18 protein-coding genes are annotated in these 15924 nt (G+C 66.3%); 12 read left to right on the forward strand and 6 right to left on the reverse strand.

What is annotated here, in order from left to right; genetic code table 11:
• Positions 1-65: 65 nt before the first annotated feature.
• Together recR and HK353_RS11105 are read right to left on the reverse strand one after the other, a co-directional pair.
• Positions 66-671 carry a recombination mediator RecR gene (gene recR / locus HK353_RS11100; RefSeq protein WP_025780860.1) on the reverse strand — a complete coding sequence of 202 codons (606 nt, stop codon included), beginning with the start codon at positions 669-671 and terminating at the stop codon, positions 66-68.
• Positions 668-4105, reverse strand: a complete 3438-nt coding sequence (locus HK353_RS11105) for a DNA polymerase III subunit gamma and tau (protein ID WP_173156129.1) — start codon at positions 4103-4105, stop codon at positions 668-670. Before HK353_RS11105 ends, recR begins: the two co-directional genes overlap by 4 nt.
• Positions 4106-4198: 93 nt before the next feature.
• On the opposite strand from HK353_RS11105, the gene HK353_RS11110 reads away from it, so the two are divergent.
• Genes HK353_RS11110 through HK353_RS11145 form a run of 8 tightly spaced genes read left to right on the forward strand, consistent with a single transcriptional unit; the run spans position 4199 to position 9998 of the window.
• A complete protein-coding gene (locus tag HK353_RS11110; protein WP_173156131.1) occupies positions 4199-4861 on the forward strand; it encodes a DUF1707 SHOCT-like domain-containing protein in 663 nt (220 codons plus the stop codon).
• The gene (locus tag HK353_RS11115; RefSeq protein ID WP_173156133.1) at positions 4858-5112 is read left to right on the forward strand and encodes a hypothetical protein; all 255 of its coding nucleotides are present in this window, start codon (positions 4858-4860) and stop codon (positions 5110-5112) included. The genes HK353_RS11110 and HK353_RS11115 overlap by 4 nt, the downstream gene beginning before the upstream one ends.
• 31 nt (positions 5113-5143) lie before the next feature.
• Positions 5144-6172: a GNAT family N-acetyltransferase gene (locus HK353_RS11120; RefSeq protein WP_173156135.1), complete on the forward strand. Its 1029-nt coding sequence runs from the start codon at positions 5144-5146 to the stop codon at positions 6170-6172.
• 24 nt (positions 6173-6196) lie between these two features.
• A complete protein-coding gene (locus HK353_RS17125; protein WP_342589899.1) occupies positions 6197-6847 on the forward strand; it encodes a DUF4178 domain-containing protein in 651 nt (216 codons plus the stop codon).
• Complete coding sequence (locus tag HK353_RS11130; protein WP_173156137.1) at positions 6847-7473, forward strand: DUF2617 family protein; 627 nt, start codon at positions 6847-6849, stop codon at positions 7471-7473. Before HK353_RS17125 ends, HK353_RS11130 begins: the two co-directional genes overlap by 1 nt.
• Positions 7470-7910 (forward strand): hypothetical protein, encoded by a 441-nt coding sequence (locus HK353_RS11135; RefSeq protein WP_217278426.1) that lies wholly within the window; start codon positions 7470-7472, stop codon positions 7908-7910. The genes HK353_RS11130 and HK353_RS11135 overlap by 4 nt, the downstream gene beginning before the upstream one ends.
• A gap of 28 nt (positions 7911-7938) precedes the next feature.
• On the forward strand, positions 7939-8367 hold the full coding sequence (locus HK353_RS11140; RefSeq protein WP_173156139.1) for a DUF350 domain-containing protein: 429 nt from the start codon (positions 7939-7941) through the stop codon (positions 8365-8367).
• Positions 8364-9998 carry a polyamine aminopropyltransferase gene (locus HK353_RS11145; RefSeq protein WP_245395958.1) on the forward strand — a complete coding sequence of 545 codons (1635 nt, stop codon included), beginning with the start codon at positions 8364-8366 and terminating at the stop codon, positions 9996-9998. Before HK353_RS11140 ends, HK353_RS11145 begins: the two co-directional genes overlap by 4 nt.
• Positions 9999-10093: 95 nt before the next feature.
• On the opposite strand, the gene HK353_RS11150 is transcribed toward HK353_RS11145, so the two are convergent.
• The 3 genes from HK353_RS11150 to HK353_RS11160 form a co-directional block, all read right to left on the reverse strand.
• A complete protein-coding gene (locus HK353_RS11150) occupies positions 10094-10345 on the reverse strand; it encodes a DUF4190 domain-containing protein (protein WP_173156141.1) in 252 nt (83 codons plus the stop codon).
• Between the two features lie 251 nt (positions 10346-10596).
• Positions 10597-11187, reverse strand: coding sequence for a TIGR03085 family metal-binding protein (locus tag HK353_RS11155; RefSeq protein ID WP_173156143.1), 591 nt, complete (start codon positions 11185-11187; stop codon positions 10597-10599).
• 67 nt (positions 11188-11254) lie between these two features.
• Complete coding sequence (locus HK353_RS11160) at positions 11255-12166, reverse strand: Sir2 family NAD-dependent protein deacetylase (RefSeq protein ID WP_173156145.1); 912 nt, start codon at positions 12164-12166, stop codon at positions 11255-11257.
• Positions 12167-12333: 167 nt separating this feature from the next.
• On the opposite strand from HK353_RS11160, the gene HK353_RS11165 reads away from it, so the two are divergent.
• From HK353_RS11165 to HK353_RS11180, 4 genes are all read left to right on the forward strand, one after another.
• A complete protein-coding gene (locus HK353_RS11165) occupies positions 12334-12783 on the forward strand; it encodes a flavodoxin family protein (protein ID WP_173156147.1) in 450 nt (149 codons plus the stop codon).
• Positions 12784-12940: 157 nt separating this feature from the next.
• A complete protein-coding gene (locus HK353_RS11170; protein ID WP_173156149.1) occupies positions 12941-13363 on the forward strand; it encodes a hypothetical protein in 423 nt (140 codons plus the stop codon).
• 13 nt (positions 13364-13376) lie between these two features.
• Complete coding sequence (locus tag HK353_RS11175; protein WP_245395959.1) at positions 13377-13760, forward strand: winged helix-turn-helix domain-containing protein; 384 nt, start codon at positions 13377-13379, stop codon at positions 13758-13760.
• A 70-nt stretch (positions 13761-13830) separates the two neighbouring features.
• Positions 13831-15237, forward strand: a complete 1407-nt coding sequence (locus tag HK353_RS11180; protein ID WP_245395960.1) for an amidase — start codon at positions 13831-13833, stop codon at positions 15235-15237.
• A 15-nt stretch (positions 15238-15252) separates the two neighbouring features.
• Here HK353_RS11180 and HK353_RS11185 read toward each other — a convergent pair whose 3' ends face one another.
• Positions 15253-15918: a DNA alkylation repair protein gene (locus HK353_RS11185; RefSeq protein WP_173156153.1), complete on the reverse strand. Its 666-nt coding sequence runs from the start codon at positions 15916-15918 to the stop codon at positions 15253-15255.
• Positions 15919-15924: the final 6 nt, after the last annotated feature.

Below are 15924 nucleotides of genomic sequence, written 5' to 3' on the forward strand. Positions count from 1 at the left end.
GCTCGGCGAGTCACTCGAGCAGGTGCGGAAGATCCGTGAAGCCGAGAGTCTTCCCGCCGAGGCGCTCAGTCGATTTCACGACGACCGGAGAATGCCCGACCGAGGGTGACTTCGTCGGCGTATTCGAGGTCGCCGCCGACCGGCAGCCCCGAGGCCAGGCGGGTGACGGTCACACCGAGCGATCCGAGTAGGCGGACGAGGTAGGTGGCGGTGGCTTCGCCTTCGAGGTTCGGGTCGGTGGCGATGACGGTCTCCTTGACCTCACCGTCCTGCAGGCGGGTCATGAGCTCTTTGATCCGCAGATTGTCGGGTCCGACCCCGGCCATCGGGTCGATGGCTCCGCCGAGGACGTGGTAGAGCCCCCGGTATTCCCTGGTCCGTTCGATCGCGACGACGTCCTTGGGCTCTTCGACCACACAGATCATCGACCGATCGCGGCGCGGGTCCTGACAGACCGTGCATTCGGCTTCCTCGGAGACGTTTCCGCAGATCTCGCAGAACCGTACTCGTTTCTTCACGTCGGTGAGCGCCTGGGCCAGCGCATTGACGTCCTGCGAGTCCGTCTGCAGGATGTGGAACGCCAGACGCTGGGCCGATTTCGGCCCGATGCCCGGAAGCTTGCCGAACTCTTCGACCAAGTCCTGAAGGGCACCTTCGTATACAGCGCTCATACTTCTCTTTCGTCAATGATTTCGCCGCCGAGGACCCGTGCGATCACATCGACGCCCATCTGCGGCGCTTCGGAGACGTCGAGGTCCGTTTCCGGATCATACTCGTCTTCGTCCGATCCCGACCGCTGCGGGTAGGGGTTCGATTCCGGCGCCGAGGCGGACCCCGGTGCTGTCCCGCCAGCCGGGTTGGTCTGCCGTGCAGACCCGTATCCGGGTCCGGCAGGCGGAGTGGTGGTGACACCGTGCTTCTCGGCCAGGGCGGCGAAGCGCGATTTGAATGGTTTCGCCTCTCCCCCATGGGCCGGTGGCGGCGACTGCACGGCAGGTGCCGACTGGCTGCCTCCCCCGAAGTCGCTCGAGGTGTCGCCGAGATCGGGATAGTCGAGATCGTCATCGGGCGGCGGAACGACGACGGCCCCGACGTCGACAGCTCCGCTGCCGGCGCTCGTCTCGTCGACGTCGGCCGAAGCCGTGCCTGGCGATGCGGCATCGACCGGCGAAGGGTCGATCGGTGAGGGACCGTCATTCCAATTCGGTTCCTCCCAGCGCGGTTCGACATACTCCATCGGCGAATCGTCCCCGAAGCCGGTCGACGTCACTGATGTCGATTCCTGCTGGTGGGAACGATCAGGCTGGTCGAAGTCGTCGGTCGGTGCGGTGTTGGTGTCGGCCGGTGAGCCGAAGAAGTCATCGTCGGAGAGGTCGGGGACGACGACGTCCGGCACGTCCGGTACAGAGCCGTTAGGTTCGGAGACACTCGACCCGGAGAAGTCTGCGGATGAGCCCGAATCGGGAGTCTCAGCGGCCGAGGAGTCGTCTTCCGAGCCAGTCGGGGTCTCCGATTCTCCGGCGGGGTCCACATCATCCTGCTGCCGGTAGCCGTCCGCGGCCTCGCTGTCGGGCTGCTCGGCACCGGCCGATCGCTCGTCGGGCGATTCGGCAGAGTTGACGGGGCTGCTTGCTGTCGTGGATTCAGTCGGTGGGCCCGGCTGTTCCCCCTCCTCGTCGTCGGAGGACCACGGGCCCTGTGTCGGACCGCTCGGTTCCCAGAACTTCTCATGGTCGACCTGCGGCTTGTCGACCTCACGGGTGCCGACGACCGCGGCGACTTCCTGCGGGCTCGGGCGGCGCTGGCTCGGCGCCGGTCCGTGATTGCCGCCGGAGTCATTCATGCGCGGAGCCGATGATCCTTTACCCTGGCTGCCTCCGCCGGCAGTTCCTCCGCCGATCCGACCGACATCACCGACGTCGATACGAGCCTGGATGCCGAGGACATCGTTGATCGCCGCTGCGAGTTTGGCCGCATGGTCACGCTGCTGGAATCCCTGCACGGATCCGGCGTTGTTGAAGCCGAGGTAGACGACCCCGTCGGAGAACGACTGCGGGATCGCATTGGCCGCGATGATCGCCCGCGTCAGTCGGCTGCGCTTCTCCACCGAGGCGAGGATGCTCGGCCATGCGCGGCGGATCGCTTCGATCTCACCGCCGATGTCGCCGGTTCCCGCCACCGATGTCGCTTCCGGTGCCGCTGCCTGCTCGGACTGTCGTGAGCCATCGCCAGGTCCGGCTGGTGCCGCAGACGCGGGAGCCGACTGGCGCTGAGGCTGGTTCGCCGGCGCGGAGTCCGGTGCAGAGCTGTGTGCGGAGGCACCGACAGAGTCCTGTCTCTGCTGGTTGTCCGGCACAGATTGCGACTCATTCTGCGGCGCACCCGACGCTTCGGCCGAAGGCTCGAGCGACGAATCGGGAGACGGCTGCTGTTCCTGCGCTGGCCGGCCCCTTTCTGCGTTCCGAGGGTTCTCAGCAGACTGCCCCTGCGGACCCGCGTGCGCGGTCTGAGATTGAGGTCCGGACGGCGATGCCTGCTCCGGCTCGGTCTGGCCATCGTGCTGAGACGACTGAGCCTGCTGATCCGACTGATCTCGCTGCTCGGCCTGCCCCTGCGACCCTTGCCGGTCAGATTGACGCTGCTGCCCCTGCTCAGGCTGCTGCCCTGGCTGCGCCACCGGTTCGTTGAGCATCGACTCGGCGGCCGCGGCCATGGCCGCGATGTCCTCGAAGTCGTCGTGAGCTGAGCTCTGGGGCTGTCCGGAGGGCGTGTTCGCAGCCGGTGCTCCGGCTCCGCGGCCCGGCGACGCATCACCTGCCGGCGGTCGACCGCCCGACTGTCCCTGTTCGGCGGCAGGCGCCTGCCCTTGCATAGGGGCCTGCGCCGCACCCTGGTCCGGGACGGCCTGCGCCGGCGGCATGTTTGCGGCCACGCCGGTGGCAGACATGCCGATGCGACGTTCCATCCGCTCCATACGGCTGAGCACAGCGTCTCGGCTGCGGCCGGAACCGGGCAGCAGAATGCGGGCACAGATGAGTTCGAGCTGCAGCCTCGGCGAGGTGGCACCCGACATCTCCGTCAGTCCCACATTCAGCAGGTCTGCGGCGCGGGAGAGTTCACCTTGTCCGAAACCATTGGCCTGCAGGGTCAGCCTCTCCAGGCGGTCCGGCGGCACTTCGGGCAGGAAGGCATGGGCCGCCTCGGGGGCGGCATTGATGACGATGAGATCCCGGAAGCGCTCGAGCAGATCTTCGACGAAGCGCCTCGGGTCCTGACCGGATTCGATGACCCGCTCCACCGCGCGGTACACTCCGGCCCCGTCACCGGCCGAGAACGCATCGACGATGTCGGACAACAGCGAATCCGGAGTGTATCCGAGCAGCGCGACGGCCCTGCCGTAGTCGACTCCATCGGGCCCAGCCCCCGCGATGAGCTGGTCGAGGACCGACAGCGTGTCACGCACCGATCCCCCGCCGGCCCGCACGACCAGCGGCAGCACGCCCTTGGCCACCTGCACACTCTCACGAGCGCACAGCTCTTCGAGGTAGTTGCCCAGGGCCTCCGGTGGCACCAGTCTGAAGGGATAGTGGTGGGTCCGCGACCGGATCGTGCCGATGACCTTCTCGGGTTCGGTCGTGGCGAAGATGAACTTGATATGCGGCGGCGGCTCTTCGACGATTTTGAGCAGAGCGTTGAAGCCCTGCGAGGTGACCATGTGCGCCTCATCGAGGATGAACACCTTGTACCGATCGCGCGCGGGCGCATAGATGGCACGTTCTCGCAGGTCACGGGCATCATCGACGCCGTTGTGGCTGGCCGCGTCGATCTCGACGACATCGAGCGAGCCGGGTCCGCCGTTGGCCAGATCCCGACAGCTCGGGCATTCCCCACACGGCACCGGGGTCGGTCCCTGCTCGCAGTTGAGACACCGGGCCAGGATCCGCGCCGAGGTGGTCTTGCCGCACCCGCGCGGGCCGGAGAAGAGGTAGGCATGGTTGATGCGGCCACGTTCGATGGCGGCCTTCAGCGGATCGGTCACATGCTCTTGACCGATGACCTCGTCGAAGGTCTCTGGGCGGTATCTTCTGTACAGTGCGGTGGACACGTCCCCTAGCCTAATGCCAACGGCTGACACGAGACACGGTTCCCCGACTCCCCGCCGTTGTCGCTGACCTCCCGATCAGGCACGATAGAGATCATGAGCTCAGCCACCCCCTTACCCGGCGAGAACGACCCCGCGAAGACCTTCCGCATCGGCCACAAGGAACGCGACGAGGCGATCGAGCTGCTCCGCGAAGCCGCCGGAGACGGTCGGATCACGGTCGACGAGCTCGACGAGCGGATGGAGAAGGTCCAGGCTGCGAAGTTTCCCATCGACCTCGACGAGGTGCTCGCCGACCTCACCACCGAGCTGCCCTACGATCGCTTCCGTCCCACCTCGGCGATCACTCCCGCCGCCGGCCGCGCGCAGGCGGTCCAGGGCCACGACCGCTTCGATCCGCTAGTCATCAGGGCCGGCTGGGAGTCCGAGGTCCGCCGCGCCCGATGGGCTGTCCCGCCGTACATCCGCTGCGAGCCCTCGATGTCGAACATCGAACTGAACTTCCTCGAGGTCGACACGGACCTGCAGGTCATCGAGATCGAGGTCGTCGCCGGTATGGGCTCGGTCACCGTCGTCATCCCAGACGACTGGGCGGTCAACGTCGACCAGCTCTCGAAGTCCTGGGGAAGCGTGAAATCCGTGGTCGACGCCATTCCGACCGGCCGCCGACCTCTCGTGCGCGTGGGCGGATCGATCGGAATGGGCTCCTTCAAGGCCCGTTTCGCGAACTACTTCGACCGCCGTCGATTGGCGAAATGATGGAGACCGGACTCGGCGCTGTCATCTTCCTCACCGTCTGCATCATCGTCGTCTTCAGCATCGGCGCCTGGCTCGTCTATCGGGTGATGACGAAACCGGGTGCGCACATCGGCTCCCGCCTGCCCAAACACGACCCCCACGCCGAGGCGGCCCCCACCGACCCGCCCGACCGCGGATCCGCTGCGAACCGAACCGGAGCAGATGACCCCGACGGCCCCGACAGCGCTGATGACGGTCACCGGCATCCTTGAAAACCGGTCCCCGCCGTGATCGACTTTCACTATGTCTGAGATTCAGATCACGCGCATCGCGGCCGGCGATGAGTCTGCGCTGCTGACATGGAACGACGTCATGCGCACCGCCTACACCGAGGGCCGCACCGCCGCCTGGTGGCGCAGCGCCGAGACGACGCTGACCCAATTCGCCCACCCGCGCCCGGGAGGGCAGGACATCGCCCTGGTGGGCCGCCTCGGTAAGGAGATCGTCGGCGGCGTCGAGATCAGCCTCTCCCCCGACACACCGACCGATATCGAACTCGGTGTCCTCCCCGATCACCGTCGTCGGGGTTTCGGCACGGCCCTCGCCGAGGCGGCCGCACAGTTCCTCGATGGCGGTGAGGAGTCCTCGGCGATCGTGCAGACCGAGACCTACTGCCCGGCCGGGGTCGCTTTCGCGCAGGCGCATGGAATGAGCGTCGGCAACGCAGAGCACCGGCTGCTGCTCGACCTGCCCGCCTACCTGGAGGCCGATGCGAATCGGTACAAGGATTCGGGGGCGTCGACGGTTGTCCCCGTGATCAGGCAGGATCCGGACTTCTCGGTCACCTCGTGGATCGGGGCCTGCCCCGAGGAGGTCCTGGAGTCCTGGACGCAGCTGCGGGAGCAGATGGATGAGGACGTGCCTGTCGGAGAACTCACCCGTGCCGCCACCCATGCCAGCACTGCGGCGATCCGCAGCCATGAGGAGCGGATGGCTGAGCAGGGCTGGACCTTGGTCAGCTCGATGGCGCATGTGGGCGACCTCGCCGTCGGCTACACGGAGATCATGGTCTCGTCGCACGATCCGCAGATCGTCATTCAGGAGGACACCCTCGTCGACCGCGCCTATCGGGGCCGCGGGATCGGTCGGGCCCTCAAGGTCGCGAACCTGCGCCAGCTGCCTGCGGTCGACGCGACCGCCTCGGCGGAATGGGTGCAGACGTACACGGCGACGGACAACGAACCGATGCTCGCACTCAACCGCGACCTCGGGTTCGTCATCGCCGACACGATGACCGCGCTGGAGAAGAAGTCCGATCACAGCCGTACGTAACATTCCGGTCGACTAGAGTGGGCGGTGACCCGTCCGGCCATCGAATCGAAGCAGACCGCCGTGCCCACAGAACTCCTCATCGCCGTCCTCGTCTTCATCATCGTCGTCCTCGTGACCGTGCTCGTCATCCGCTCCCGTGCCAACAAGGCCCGCAAGCCGGAGCAGACACAGCAGCCGCCCGCCCCGCGCGATCCCTTCGCAGCCGACCAGAATACCGGCGGTGATCCCGAGACCATCAAGGCCGGCGATCTCCTCGAATTCGGCAACGAGAAGTTCTTCGTCCGCGGCACCCTGCGCATCTCCGAAGGCGGCTACGACTGGGCCGAGCACTTCTTCCAGGCCGACGCCTCGGCGACCCGCATGTGGCTGAGCGTCGAACGCGACCCCGACGTGCAGGTCGCGCGCTGGCGCGACCGGCCCGATCTCGACATCGAACCGAAGGCCCGGACCATCACCATCGACGGCACCGACTACGATCTCGTCGAGCACGGCACCGCCTCCTACCGGTCCGAAGGCACGACGGGACTGAACGAGAAGGGCGGGGTCGACTATGTCGACTACGAATCCGGCGACGGCCGCCTGCTCGCCTTCGAACGCTTCGACCACGGACGCTGGGAAGTGAGCACGGGAGAGAGCATCCCGACCGGTTCCTTCACCATCTACTCCGGCAGCTGATGCTCACCCTCCCCCGCCCACTCGACGTCCCCTTCACCGACACCAGTGCCGAGGCGCTGCGGCTGAGCCTCGACCACGACCGAATCGCCCCGCTGGCTGCCCGCCGCATCGATGTGCCCACCGTAGCCGCACCCACTGACACAAAGATCGCTGACACAGAGCCCACCCTCGCCGAGGCGACGCCCGCGTTGGCCCTGACACTGACCGTCATCGGCTCCTCCCACCAGGCGATCCTGAGCGTCGGGCCCACCGATGTGTTCATCGAGACCTTCGCCTGCCTCGGCGAGGATGGGAACGATTCGCCTCCGAAACGACCGCAGTGGGACCGCGAAGAGGTCCGCCACGGTCGGTGGGCCGGCTTCACCGAACACCTAATCACCGCGACCCGCACCCACGTGTCCGGGGACTTCCCGACAGCCGCCGCCGAGGTGCTCGCCGCCGGTGCCGACCGTGCCCTCACCGCAGACGACCACCTCTCGGTCGCGTTCCCCGGACAGCCCGGCGCTCTGACGGCACTGTCGCTGACCGCAGCAGGTCCCGACCGGATCGCTTGGCAGTCGTGGCACTGCTACCCGCAGCATGGAGAGATCGTGCACAGCAGCTCCGATTTGAGGAGGTCGGCATGAGTCAGGGACCGAACGTCTCGCTGGGCGGCGGCTCTTTCGATTTCGACCGCGAAAACTCCGGTCCATCCGACCCACAGCGTCCCAGCGGACCGCAGCGGCCCGGCGGCGGATCGGGGCGGAAGCCGCGCCGCATCGGCTGCGGAACGATCATCTTCTTCGTCGTCATCCTCATCGTCATCGGCAACATGTTCCGAGGCTGCGGTTCGTCCGGATCGTCGGCGAACTGCGGCGACTACGACCTCTCAGACGGCCAATACGTCTCGAACCCAGGCGAGGGCGACTACGAGAAGAACGGCAGCAGCTATGACTACGTCGGCTGCGACTCCTCCCGCTCCGGAGGCGGCGGCTTCTTCTTCCTCCCGTTCTTCACCGGCGGCGGATCGAACTACGGCGACGGCTCCGGCTTCCGCGGCGGCGGACCGGGCACCGGAAAATAGGCACGATCAGGCACAGCGAAAGGCAGACATGCTCCTGAATTACCTCATCTACGAGACCGGAGTCGTCCTCTCCTATGCGGGCTGCGGACTCCTCCTCATGGTCATCGGCTATTTCGTCGTCGATCTGCTCACCCCGGGCAAGCTCCACGTCATCCTGTGGGAGCAGAAGTCGCGCAATGCCGCGGTCCTCGTCGCCTCCGACCTGGCCGGAGTCGCGATCATCGTCATCGCGGCCATCCGCGCCAGCTCCGATGACCTGGCCGCGGGCATCCTGTCCACTCTCGTCTTCGGCGTCCTTGGCATCATCCTCATGGGAGTGAGCTTCGTGCTCATCGGCCTGCTCACTCCGGGCAAGACCGGCGACATCATCAACTCCCCACAGATGCATCCCGAGGTCTGGGTCAACGCCACCGCCCATCTGGGCATCGCGGGCATCATGGCCGCAGCCCTCCTTTGAGCACCGCTGCCGAATCCGGTCGTTACTCGGCCGGGACCGCACCGACCGGCACCGCCACCGAGGCGGCCCGACCCATCACTTTGCCGATGCGTCCGGGGCCGGCCCGATTCTTCGTCCTGCTCGCCGTGTTCATCTGCGCGAGCTGCGGAATGGTCTACGAGCTCGCGCTCGTGGCCTTGGGGTCCTATCTGCTCGGCGACACCATCGTCCAGGCCTCCATCGTCCTGGCGGTCATGGTCTTCGCCATGGGTGTGGGGTCGCTGGCGACCAAACGGCTGACCGGGTTCGCCGCGGTCTCCTTCGCCCTCATCGAGGCGGCCCTGGGCATCATCGGCGGGCTCTCCGTCATCCTGCTCTACCTCGCCTTCGCGTTCGCCGACGTCTACACGGTGGCCATGGTGGCCCTCGCGTTCGTCATCGGCGCGCTCATCGGCGCGGAGATCCCGCTGCTGATGGAGCTCGTCCAACGCATCCGCGCCCAGAAGGCCTCGAGCGCGGTCGCCGACCTCTTCGCCGCCGACTATGTGGGCGGGCTCATCGGGGGACTCGCCTTCCCGTTCCTCCTGCTGCCGCTGCTCGGTCTGCCGCGCGGAGCGCTGGCGGTGGGGATGACGAATGCCCTGGTGGGCATCCTCATCGTCCTCTGGCTCTTCCGCTCTGAACTCAGCCGCGCCGCGCAGCTGACGTTGGCGGCTCTGCTCGTGCTCATCCTCGGCGGGCTCACCGTGGTGTGGGTGTACACCGACGACATCGAAGTCACCACCCGGCAGCGTCTCTACCGGGATCCGATCGTGTATTCGCAGCGGTCGGACTACCAGGAGATCGTGCTCACCGAGGCGAAGAGGACCGGGGATACGCGGCTGTTCCTCAACGGGGATCTGCAGTTCGCCTCGGCCGATGAGTACCGGTACCACGAAAGCCTTGTCCATCCGCTGCTGAACGGTCCGCGCCGCAACGTCCTCGTCCTCGGCGGCGGTGATGGCCTGGCCGTGCGTGAGATCCTCAAGTATCCCGACGTCGAGTCCGTCACGCTCGTCGACCTCGACCCGGCGGTCCTCGCATTGGCGAAGACCTCGGAGCACTTCACCGCGTTCAACGACGACTCCCTCGACGATCCGCGGGTGAGAACGATCGCCGCCGATGCCTTCACGTGGCTGCGGGAGGCGAAGCATTCGGCCTACGACGCGGTCATCGCCGATCTGCCCGATCCCGATGATGTCGCGACGTCGAAGCTCTACAGCATCGAGTTCTACGGGCTCATCCGCCAGGTGATGTCCCCGGAGGCGCGGCTCGTCGTCCAGGCTGGCTCCCCCTATTTCGCCCCCGAGGCCTATTGGGGCATCGGTGAGGCCGTCGCCGAGGCGGGACTGTCGACGACTCCGTATCACGTCGATGTCCCCAGCTTCGGTGATTGGGGATACTTCCTCGCCGATCTCGACGGAGCGGGTCCCGAGGTGTCCGTGCCCGATGATGCTCCGGACGGATTGAAATTCGCCACCGCCGAGGTGCTCGCCGCCTCGACGACGTTCCCACCGGACCGTGATCGCGCGGCTGTGGGCAAGGTCGAAGCCTCGACGCTGCTGCACCCGCGGGTCCTCGACCAGGAACGCGGAGCCTGGGTCGGATACTGAATTCGTCCGACACGGGCTTCTGACAACGGCAGAGGGTCGACCCCTGCGGGTCGGCCCTCTGCCGTCTTTCGTTCGGTGCTGTCTCTTCGCTACGGTCAGCCGGCCATGAGGCTGGCCAGCCCGCCGACGATGCCGAAGGAGATTCCGAGTGCCCATCCGAGGACGAGGAGACCGAGGAAGACGAGGCCCAAGATGAAGCCCCACTTGCCCATCTCGTTGTCTCCGAACCCGGCTTCCTGTGAGCGCTTGCGCGCCATGTGACCGGTGATGATGCCGATGACGGGTCCGATGAAGTTGAATCCGAGGAAGGTCGACAGGGTCGCCACGAGCGCGATGATGCCGAGCACCTTGCCCGGATCCTCCTCGGCACGCTGGCTATAGCGGTTTTGGCTCTGGTAGCTCTGCGGTGCTTCGTACAGTCCGGTGGACGGGTGAGCGTACTGTCCCGCGGAGGGATGGTCGAACTGATCGGGAGTGGGTGGGTGCTGCGTTCATGGTGCTGACCTCCTTGGTAACGGCTGTTGACACCAGCCTAGGAAGACTTCACCGGACGCCGACAGGGACCAATCCCCCGACCTGGATGGGGTTTTCCCGAAACTCAGCGCACGTCGACGAGCGCATGGTCCTCTCGTCCCATGAGGTAGAGAAGCAGCTCGAGTGGTGCCCCGGTGATCGTCGCGGCCTCACCGCTGCCCTTCTTCCCAGCTGTGCGGATACCGAAGCCTGGAGCTTCGATCGTCACGGGCGCCTTCGCCTTCGCAGCGTAGGGCAGGAGGGCCACCTTCGTCTGTGCCCACACGGTCGCGGTCTCTGCTTGCGACAGCTGACGCGGAATCCATTCGATCGCGGCCCGGCGGATGTCTTCGTGGTGGACGAGGAACTCTGTCGTGTTCATCAGCGTTTCGACTCCCGGCAGGGCGCCCGGGGTCCACTTCGGCGGTGCGGCGACGAGTCCGAGCAGCCGGCTGAACGGCATCTCGGCGTACTCGTCTTCCTTCGCCTGCAGGCGGTCGGAGAACTTCGGCATGAAGATGCCCGCGGCGGCGCGGGGATGACGTTCGCGGATGACGAGGTGGGTGGCAAGGTCCCTGACCGTCCACCCTTCACACAGGGTGGGTGCGTCGTCCCCGGCGCGGCGGGCTGTGTCGACAAGGCGCAGTCGTTCGGCGCGAGCCAGATTGTCTCTCATGATCCTCAGTCTTCCATTCCCGGCTTGGACTCCCCTGGATGCCTGGCCCACTCGCCGCCCGATCGCCTCACCTGGCGGCCCACGCAGTGACGAAGTCGGCGACGCGGGAGATCGACCGGAAGTCGGCGAATTCGTCTCCGCGAGTTGGCCCGTCGGTGACGATGACGACGGGTTTGCCTTCCTTCGCGGCGGCCCGAACGAACCGCAGTCCCGACAACACTGCCAGCGAGGACCCGAGCACCACGAGTCCGGCAGCCTCGTCGGCGATCCGATTGGCTGCCTGGACCCTGGCGGCCGGGACGGAATCGCCGAAGTAGACGACATCGGGTTTGAGCAGTCCACCGCATTCGGGGCAGTCGAGGACTGCGAATCCGGCGGTGTCCTCGAGTTCGACGTCGCCGTCGGGTGCGGTTTCGACGTCGATGGGGTCGATGCCGACCGCCTCGGCGAAGTCCGGGTTGAGTTCGCTCAGTCTCCGCTGTACCCAGTCGCGGTCGAACAGGTGTCCGTTGCTCAGGCAGATCACTCGGTCGAGGCTGCCGTGGAGGTCGATGACGGGACTCGGCGCCGGCGCTCCGGCCTCTGTCGCACGGTCGGCGGCGACCGCCTCGGCGGCGGCCTGATGGAGTCCATCGACGTTCTGGGTGATGATTCCGGCCAAGGACAGCTCGGCCAGGGCGAGGTGGGCTTGGTTCGGTTGGGTGCTGCGCATCCGCGGCCAGCCCATCCACGATCGTGCCCAGTACCTGGCGCGCTGATCGGGGTGGGAGAGGAAAGTCTGGATCGTCATCGGATTCCGCGGCGGGGAATCCGGTCCGCGGTAGTCGGGCACGCCTGAGTCCGTGCTCATTCCCGCCCCGGTGAGCACCGCCCAGTCCGCGTCGGAATAGGTCTTCGTGAGGACGTCGATGATCGCGGCATCGGGGTGGCTGGCTTCCGGACGCACACGTCCGCGCAGGGGGTCGAAGATGACTGCCATGGCTCCACTGTAGACATCGGACCCGCCCCGTCGCCCAGTTAGGTGGGGCCAGATTGCCATTTTCGCGTCGAGAATGCGCAATCTGGCCCCTCTTAAGTCTCGCCGGCGGGGCGCGCCTGCGACAGCAAGGGGCTGACCGGGCGCTCGCCGAGGTCTAAGGTGGGAATATGGTCAAGGTTCTGCTCGTCCATCATTCCCCGTCCGCCGCCACAGCACAGATAGCAGAGGCGGCCGAATCCGGACTGCGCATGCCCGAGCTCGGCGACATCGACGTCACCGTCCGTCCGGCCCTGGAGGCGAGCGTCGAAGATGTGCTCGCCGCCGATGCCTATGTGCTCGGCACGACCGCGAACTTCGGCTATATCTCCGGTGCCCTCAAGCACTTCTTCGACACCACCTATGACGCGGTGCGCGAACCGACCGCCGGCAGACCGTTCTCCTATTGGATTCACGGCGGCTACGACACGACCGGCGCCGAGACTGCGATGAAGCAGATCACGACGGGCCTGGGCTGGAAGCTCGCTTTCGATCCCCTCATCGTCACCGGCGAAGTCACCGAGGAACATTTGGAGCGGGCCACAGAGCTCGCGGCCACAGTCGCAGTCTCCACCCCCTAATTGCTACCTGAGGGCGGCCCAGCAACCTCGCGCGGGGTTGCTGGGCCGCCGTCAGGTAGCAACGGGGAAGTTTGAGGTGAAAGTACTTTCTAATATGGAAAGTAGTTGGTACTGTGGAATTACTTCCACAGAGCAACCCCCAATCAGAGGAACCGACATGAACGCCGACCCCACCCCACAGCAGGCTGCAGATCTTCTCAACCAGGTCGAAGCGAACCAGTCCCAGGCGCGCAGCGGCGATGCGTGGCCGCTGGTCACACTGCTCTTCGTCCTCTCTGCCGGACTCTCCGTCGGACTCATGGCCATCGGCATCATCGACGACAACACCACCCAGCTCATCATCGCCGGAGCCGGACTGAGCTGGATCATTCCCGCCCTGGTCGTCTACCTCGCCAAGGCCCTGTCCTGGAGCCGCCGCTCCACGGCCCTGCTGCTGACATGGCTGGGCGTCATCATCGTCGCCTTCATCGCCGGCGTCATGGCCGATTCGTTCGCAGCCGGCGGTCCGATCCCGTTCATCGCCGCAGGACTGCTGTGGGTCGCCGCCCCGGTCTTCTCCCTGCTGGCCCTGCGCCGCTGAGGAGGGACCGACGATGACTGCGAAACAGAACTCGATGACAGACTCCGCCGACGATCGCGCAGACGGCACAGACTCAGCGGAGGAGAACGAAACGATCCCCCACCTCGGCGACTCTCTGACCCGCCTCGAACCGGAGCTCAACAACCCCACGAGGCTCGGCATCGTCTCGAGCCTGAAGAATCGGGACAGAGCCGAGTTCAAACTGCTGCGCGACAGTCTCGGCGTCTCCGATTCCGTGCTCTCCCGGCACATCACCGCACTCGAGAAGGCCGGAATGGTCGAGGTGAACAAAGGGTACGTGGGCAAACGCCCGCGCACCTGGGTCTCGATCAGCAAAAACGGGAGCAGACGACTCGAGGCACACATCCAAGCACTGCGGGAACTGGCCGGAGCATAGCCCTGGAAATCACTATTCCCCCTGGTGAGAAGATCGGCTAGGGTGAGGGAAACCGATGCAGGGAGGCATGATGACCACACCGACGAGCACCGAGATCCCGTTCCTCGAACTCCACGAAGTCTCAACACTCATTCGGACCAGGCAGCTGACCTCGCGCGAGGTCACCGAAGCGATGCTCGAACGCGTCGCCGACCTCGAACCCCGACTCCAGGCCTTCGCCACGGTCATGACCGAATCCGCCCTCGCCGAGGCCGACCGCGCCGATGCGCTCCTGTCCCGCGGGAACTGGCTCGGCGATCTGCACGGTGTCCCCGTGGCGGTGAAGGATCTTGCGAACACCCACGACGCACCGACCGGTGCAGGCACCACGATCCATGCGGACTTCCGCCCAGATTACGATGCCACCGTCGTCGCTCGTCTGCGAACCGCCGGAGCCGTCATCCTCGGCAAACTGCGTCTGACCGAGGGGGCATTCGCCGGTCACCATCCCGACCTGCCGACCCCGGTCAACCCGTGGGATGCCGACGCCTGGTCGGGGGTGTCCTCCTCGGGGTCCGGTGTGGCCACTGCAGCCGGGCTCTGCTTCGCCGCTCTCGGCTCGGACACCGGCGGATCGATCCGCCTTCCGTCCTCGGCCAATGGCGTCACTGGGCTCAAGCCGACCTGGGGCCGGGTCTCCCGCTACGGCATCTTCGCACTCGCTCCCAGCCTCGATCACATCGGGCCGATGACCCGCAGCTCCCGTGATGCCGCGATCGTGCTACGGGCCATCGCCGGCCACGATCCGGCCGATCCCACCTCGTCGCTCGAACCGGTACCGGACTACCCGCAGACGTTGCGCGTCGACCGCGCCCCGGTCGTCGGTTTCGACCGCAAGCTGGCCGAAGAGCACTTCGACGCTGCGACGAATGCGATGCTCGAGGACACCATCGAGACGGTGACCGACCTGGGCTGGCGGGTGCTCGAGGTCGAGACTCCCGGATTTGAGGCCGCGGCCAAGGAATGGACGGCTCTGTGCGGGGTCGAGACCGCCGGTGTCCACTCGGAGACGTACACGGCCCGGGCGGACGAATACGGTCCCGACCTGTCCGGTCTCATCGAGATCGGGCGCGGACTCTCCGCCATCGACTACCACCGGCTGCTCGAATCGCGGAGAGACTTCACCGGCCGAATGCGCACCCTCATGGCCGATATCGATCTGCTCCTGCTGCCGGGAATCGGCGTCGGCTCACCGACGATTGCGCAGATGGCGAACCTGGGTTCCGACCAGAAGCTGTTCGCCGCGGTCACCGTGCCGACGGCACCGATCGACAACTGCGGAATGCCGTCGATCACTCTGCCCGCAGGGTTCACCGAAAGGGGCACTCCCCTGGCAGCCCAGTTCGTCGGCGGTGACTTCCAGGAGGCGCACGTTCTGGCCGCCGGTCACGCCTTCCAGCAGGTCACGGACTTCCACACCCGCCACCCCAAGTTGTAGAAGCAGCACCGCGGCTTACTTCGCCGCGTTGCGGGCCACCATCTCCGTGATCCAGGTCGGGGCGAAGGGTGAGGTGCAGCCGGGCGAAGTCGGGTAGTCGCGGAGCACGCCGAGGCGCTCTCCGATGTCGATGGCCCGGTTCCGCAGGTCCGGGTTCTCGATGCCGATATAGGACAGCGTCTCGTTCATCGCCCACTGCAGGCGCTCGGGGGCATCGGCCATCTCGGCCTCGATCACGTCCAGCAGACCGGACTCGTCGAGGCCTTCAGGTTTCCGGTTCACCCGTTCGCTCGTCAGCGTCCATCCGGCGGAGGCGACCACGGGATCCGGATCGTCCATCCACGAACCGCGCAGCGCCTCGGCGTGGGGCGATTTCTTGACGATATAGCTGACCAGCCAACCGTGGACCTTCGGGACACGCGAGTCACGCAGCATCTCATCGAGCTGTGCTTCGCTCCAGGCCTTCGGACGCATGATGAGGATCGCGACGAGGCGGGCCGCAGTGTCACCGGAGTCCCACAGTTCGGCGGCGAGCTCATCGTTCTTCTTCAGGTCCTTCGCCACGGCGCGCAGCTTCGTCAGGTTGACCGCGTGGTCGTCGCCGTGGCGGGCGTTGACGGCGCGGATTTTCTCGTTCTCGAGCGAGGCCAGCGTGGCGAGCACCTCGGTGCTGGTGGTCAAGGTGTC

The organism is Brevibacterium permense (assembly GCF_013280495.1).
In the GTDB taxonomy this organism is placed as follows: domain Bacteria; phylum Actinomycetota; class Actinomycetes; order Actinomycetales; family Brevibacteriaceae; genus Brevibacterium; species Brevibacterium permense.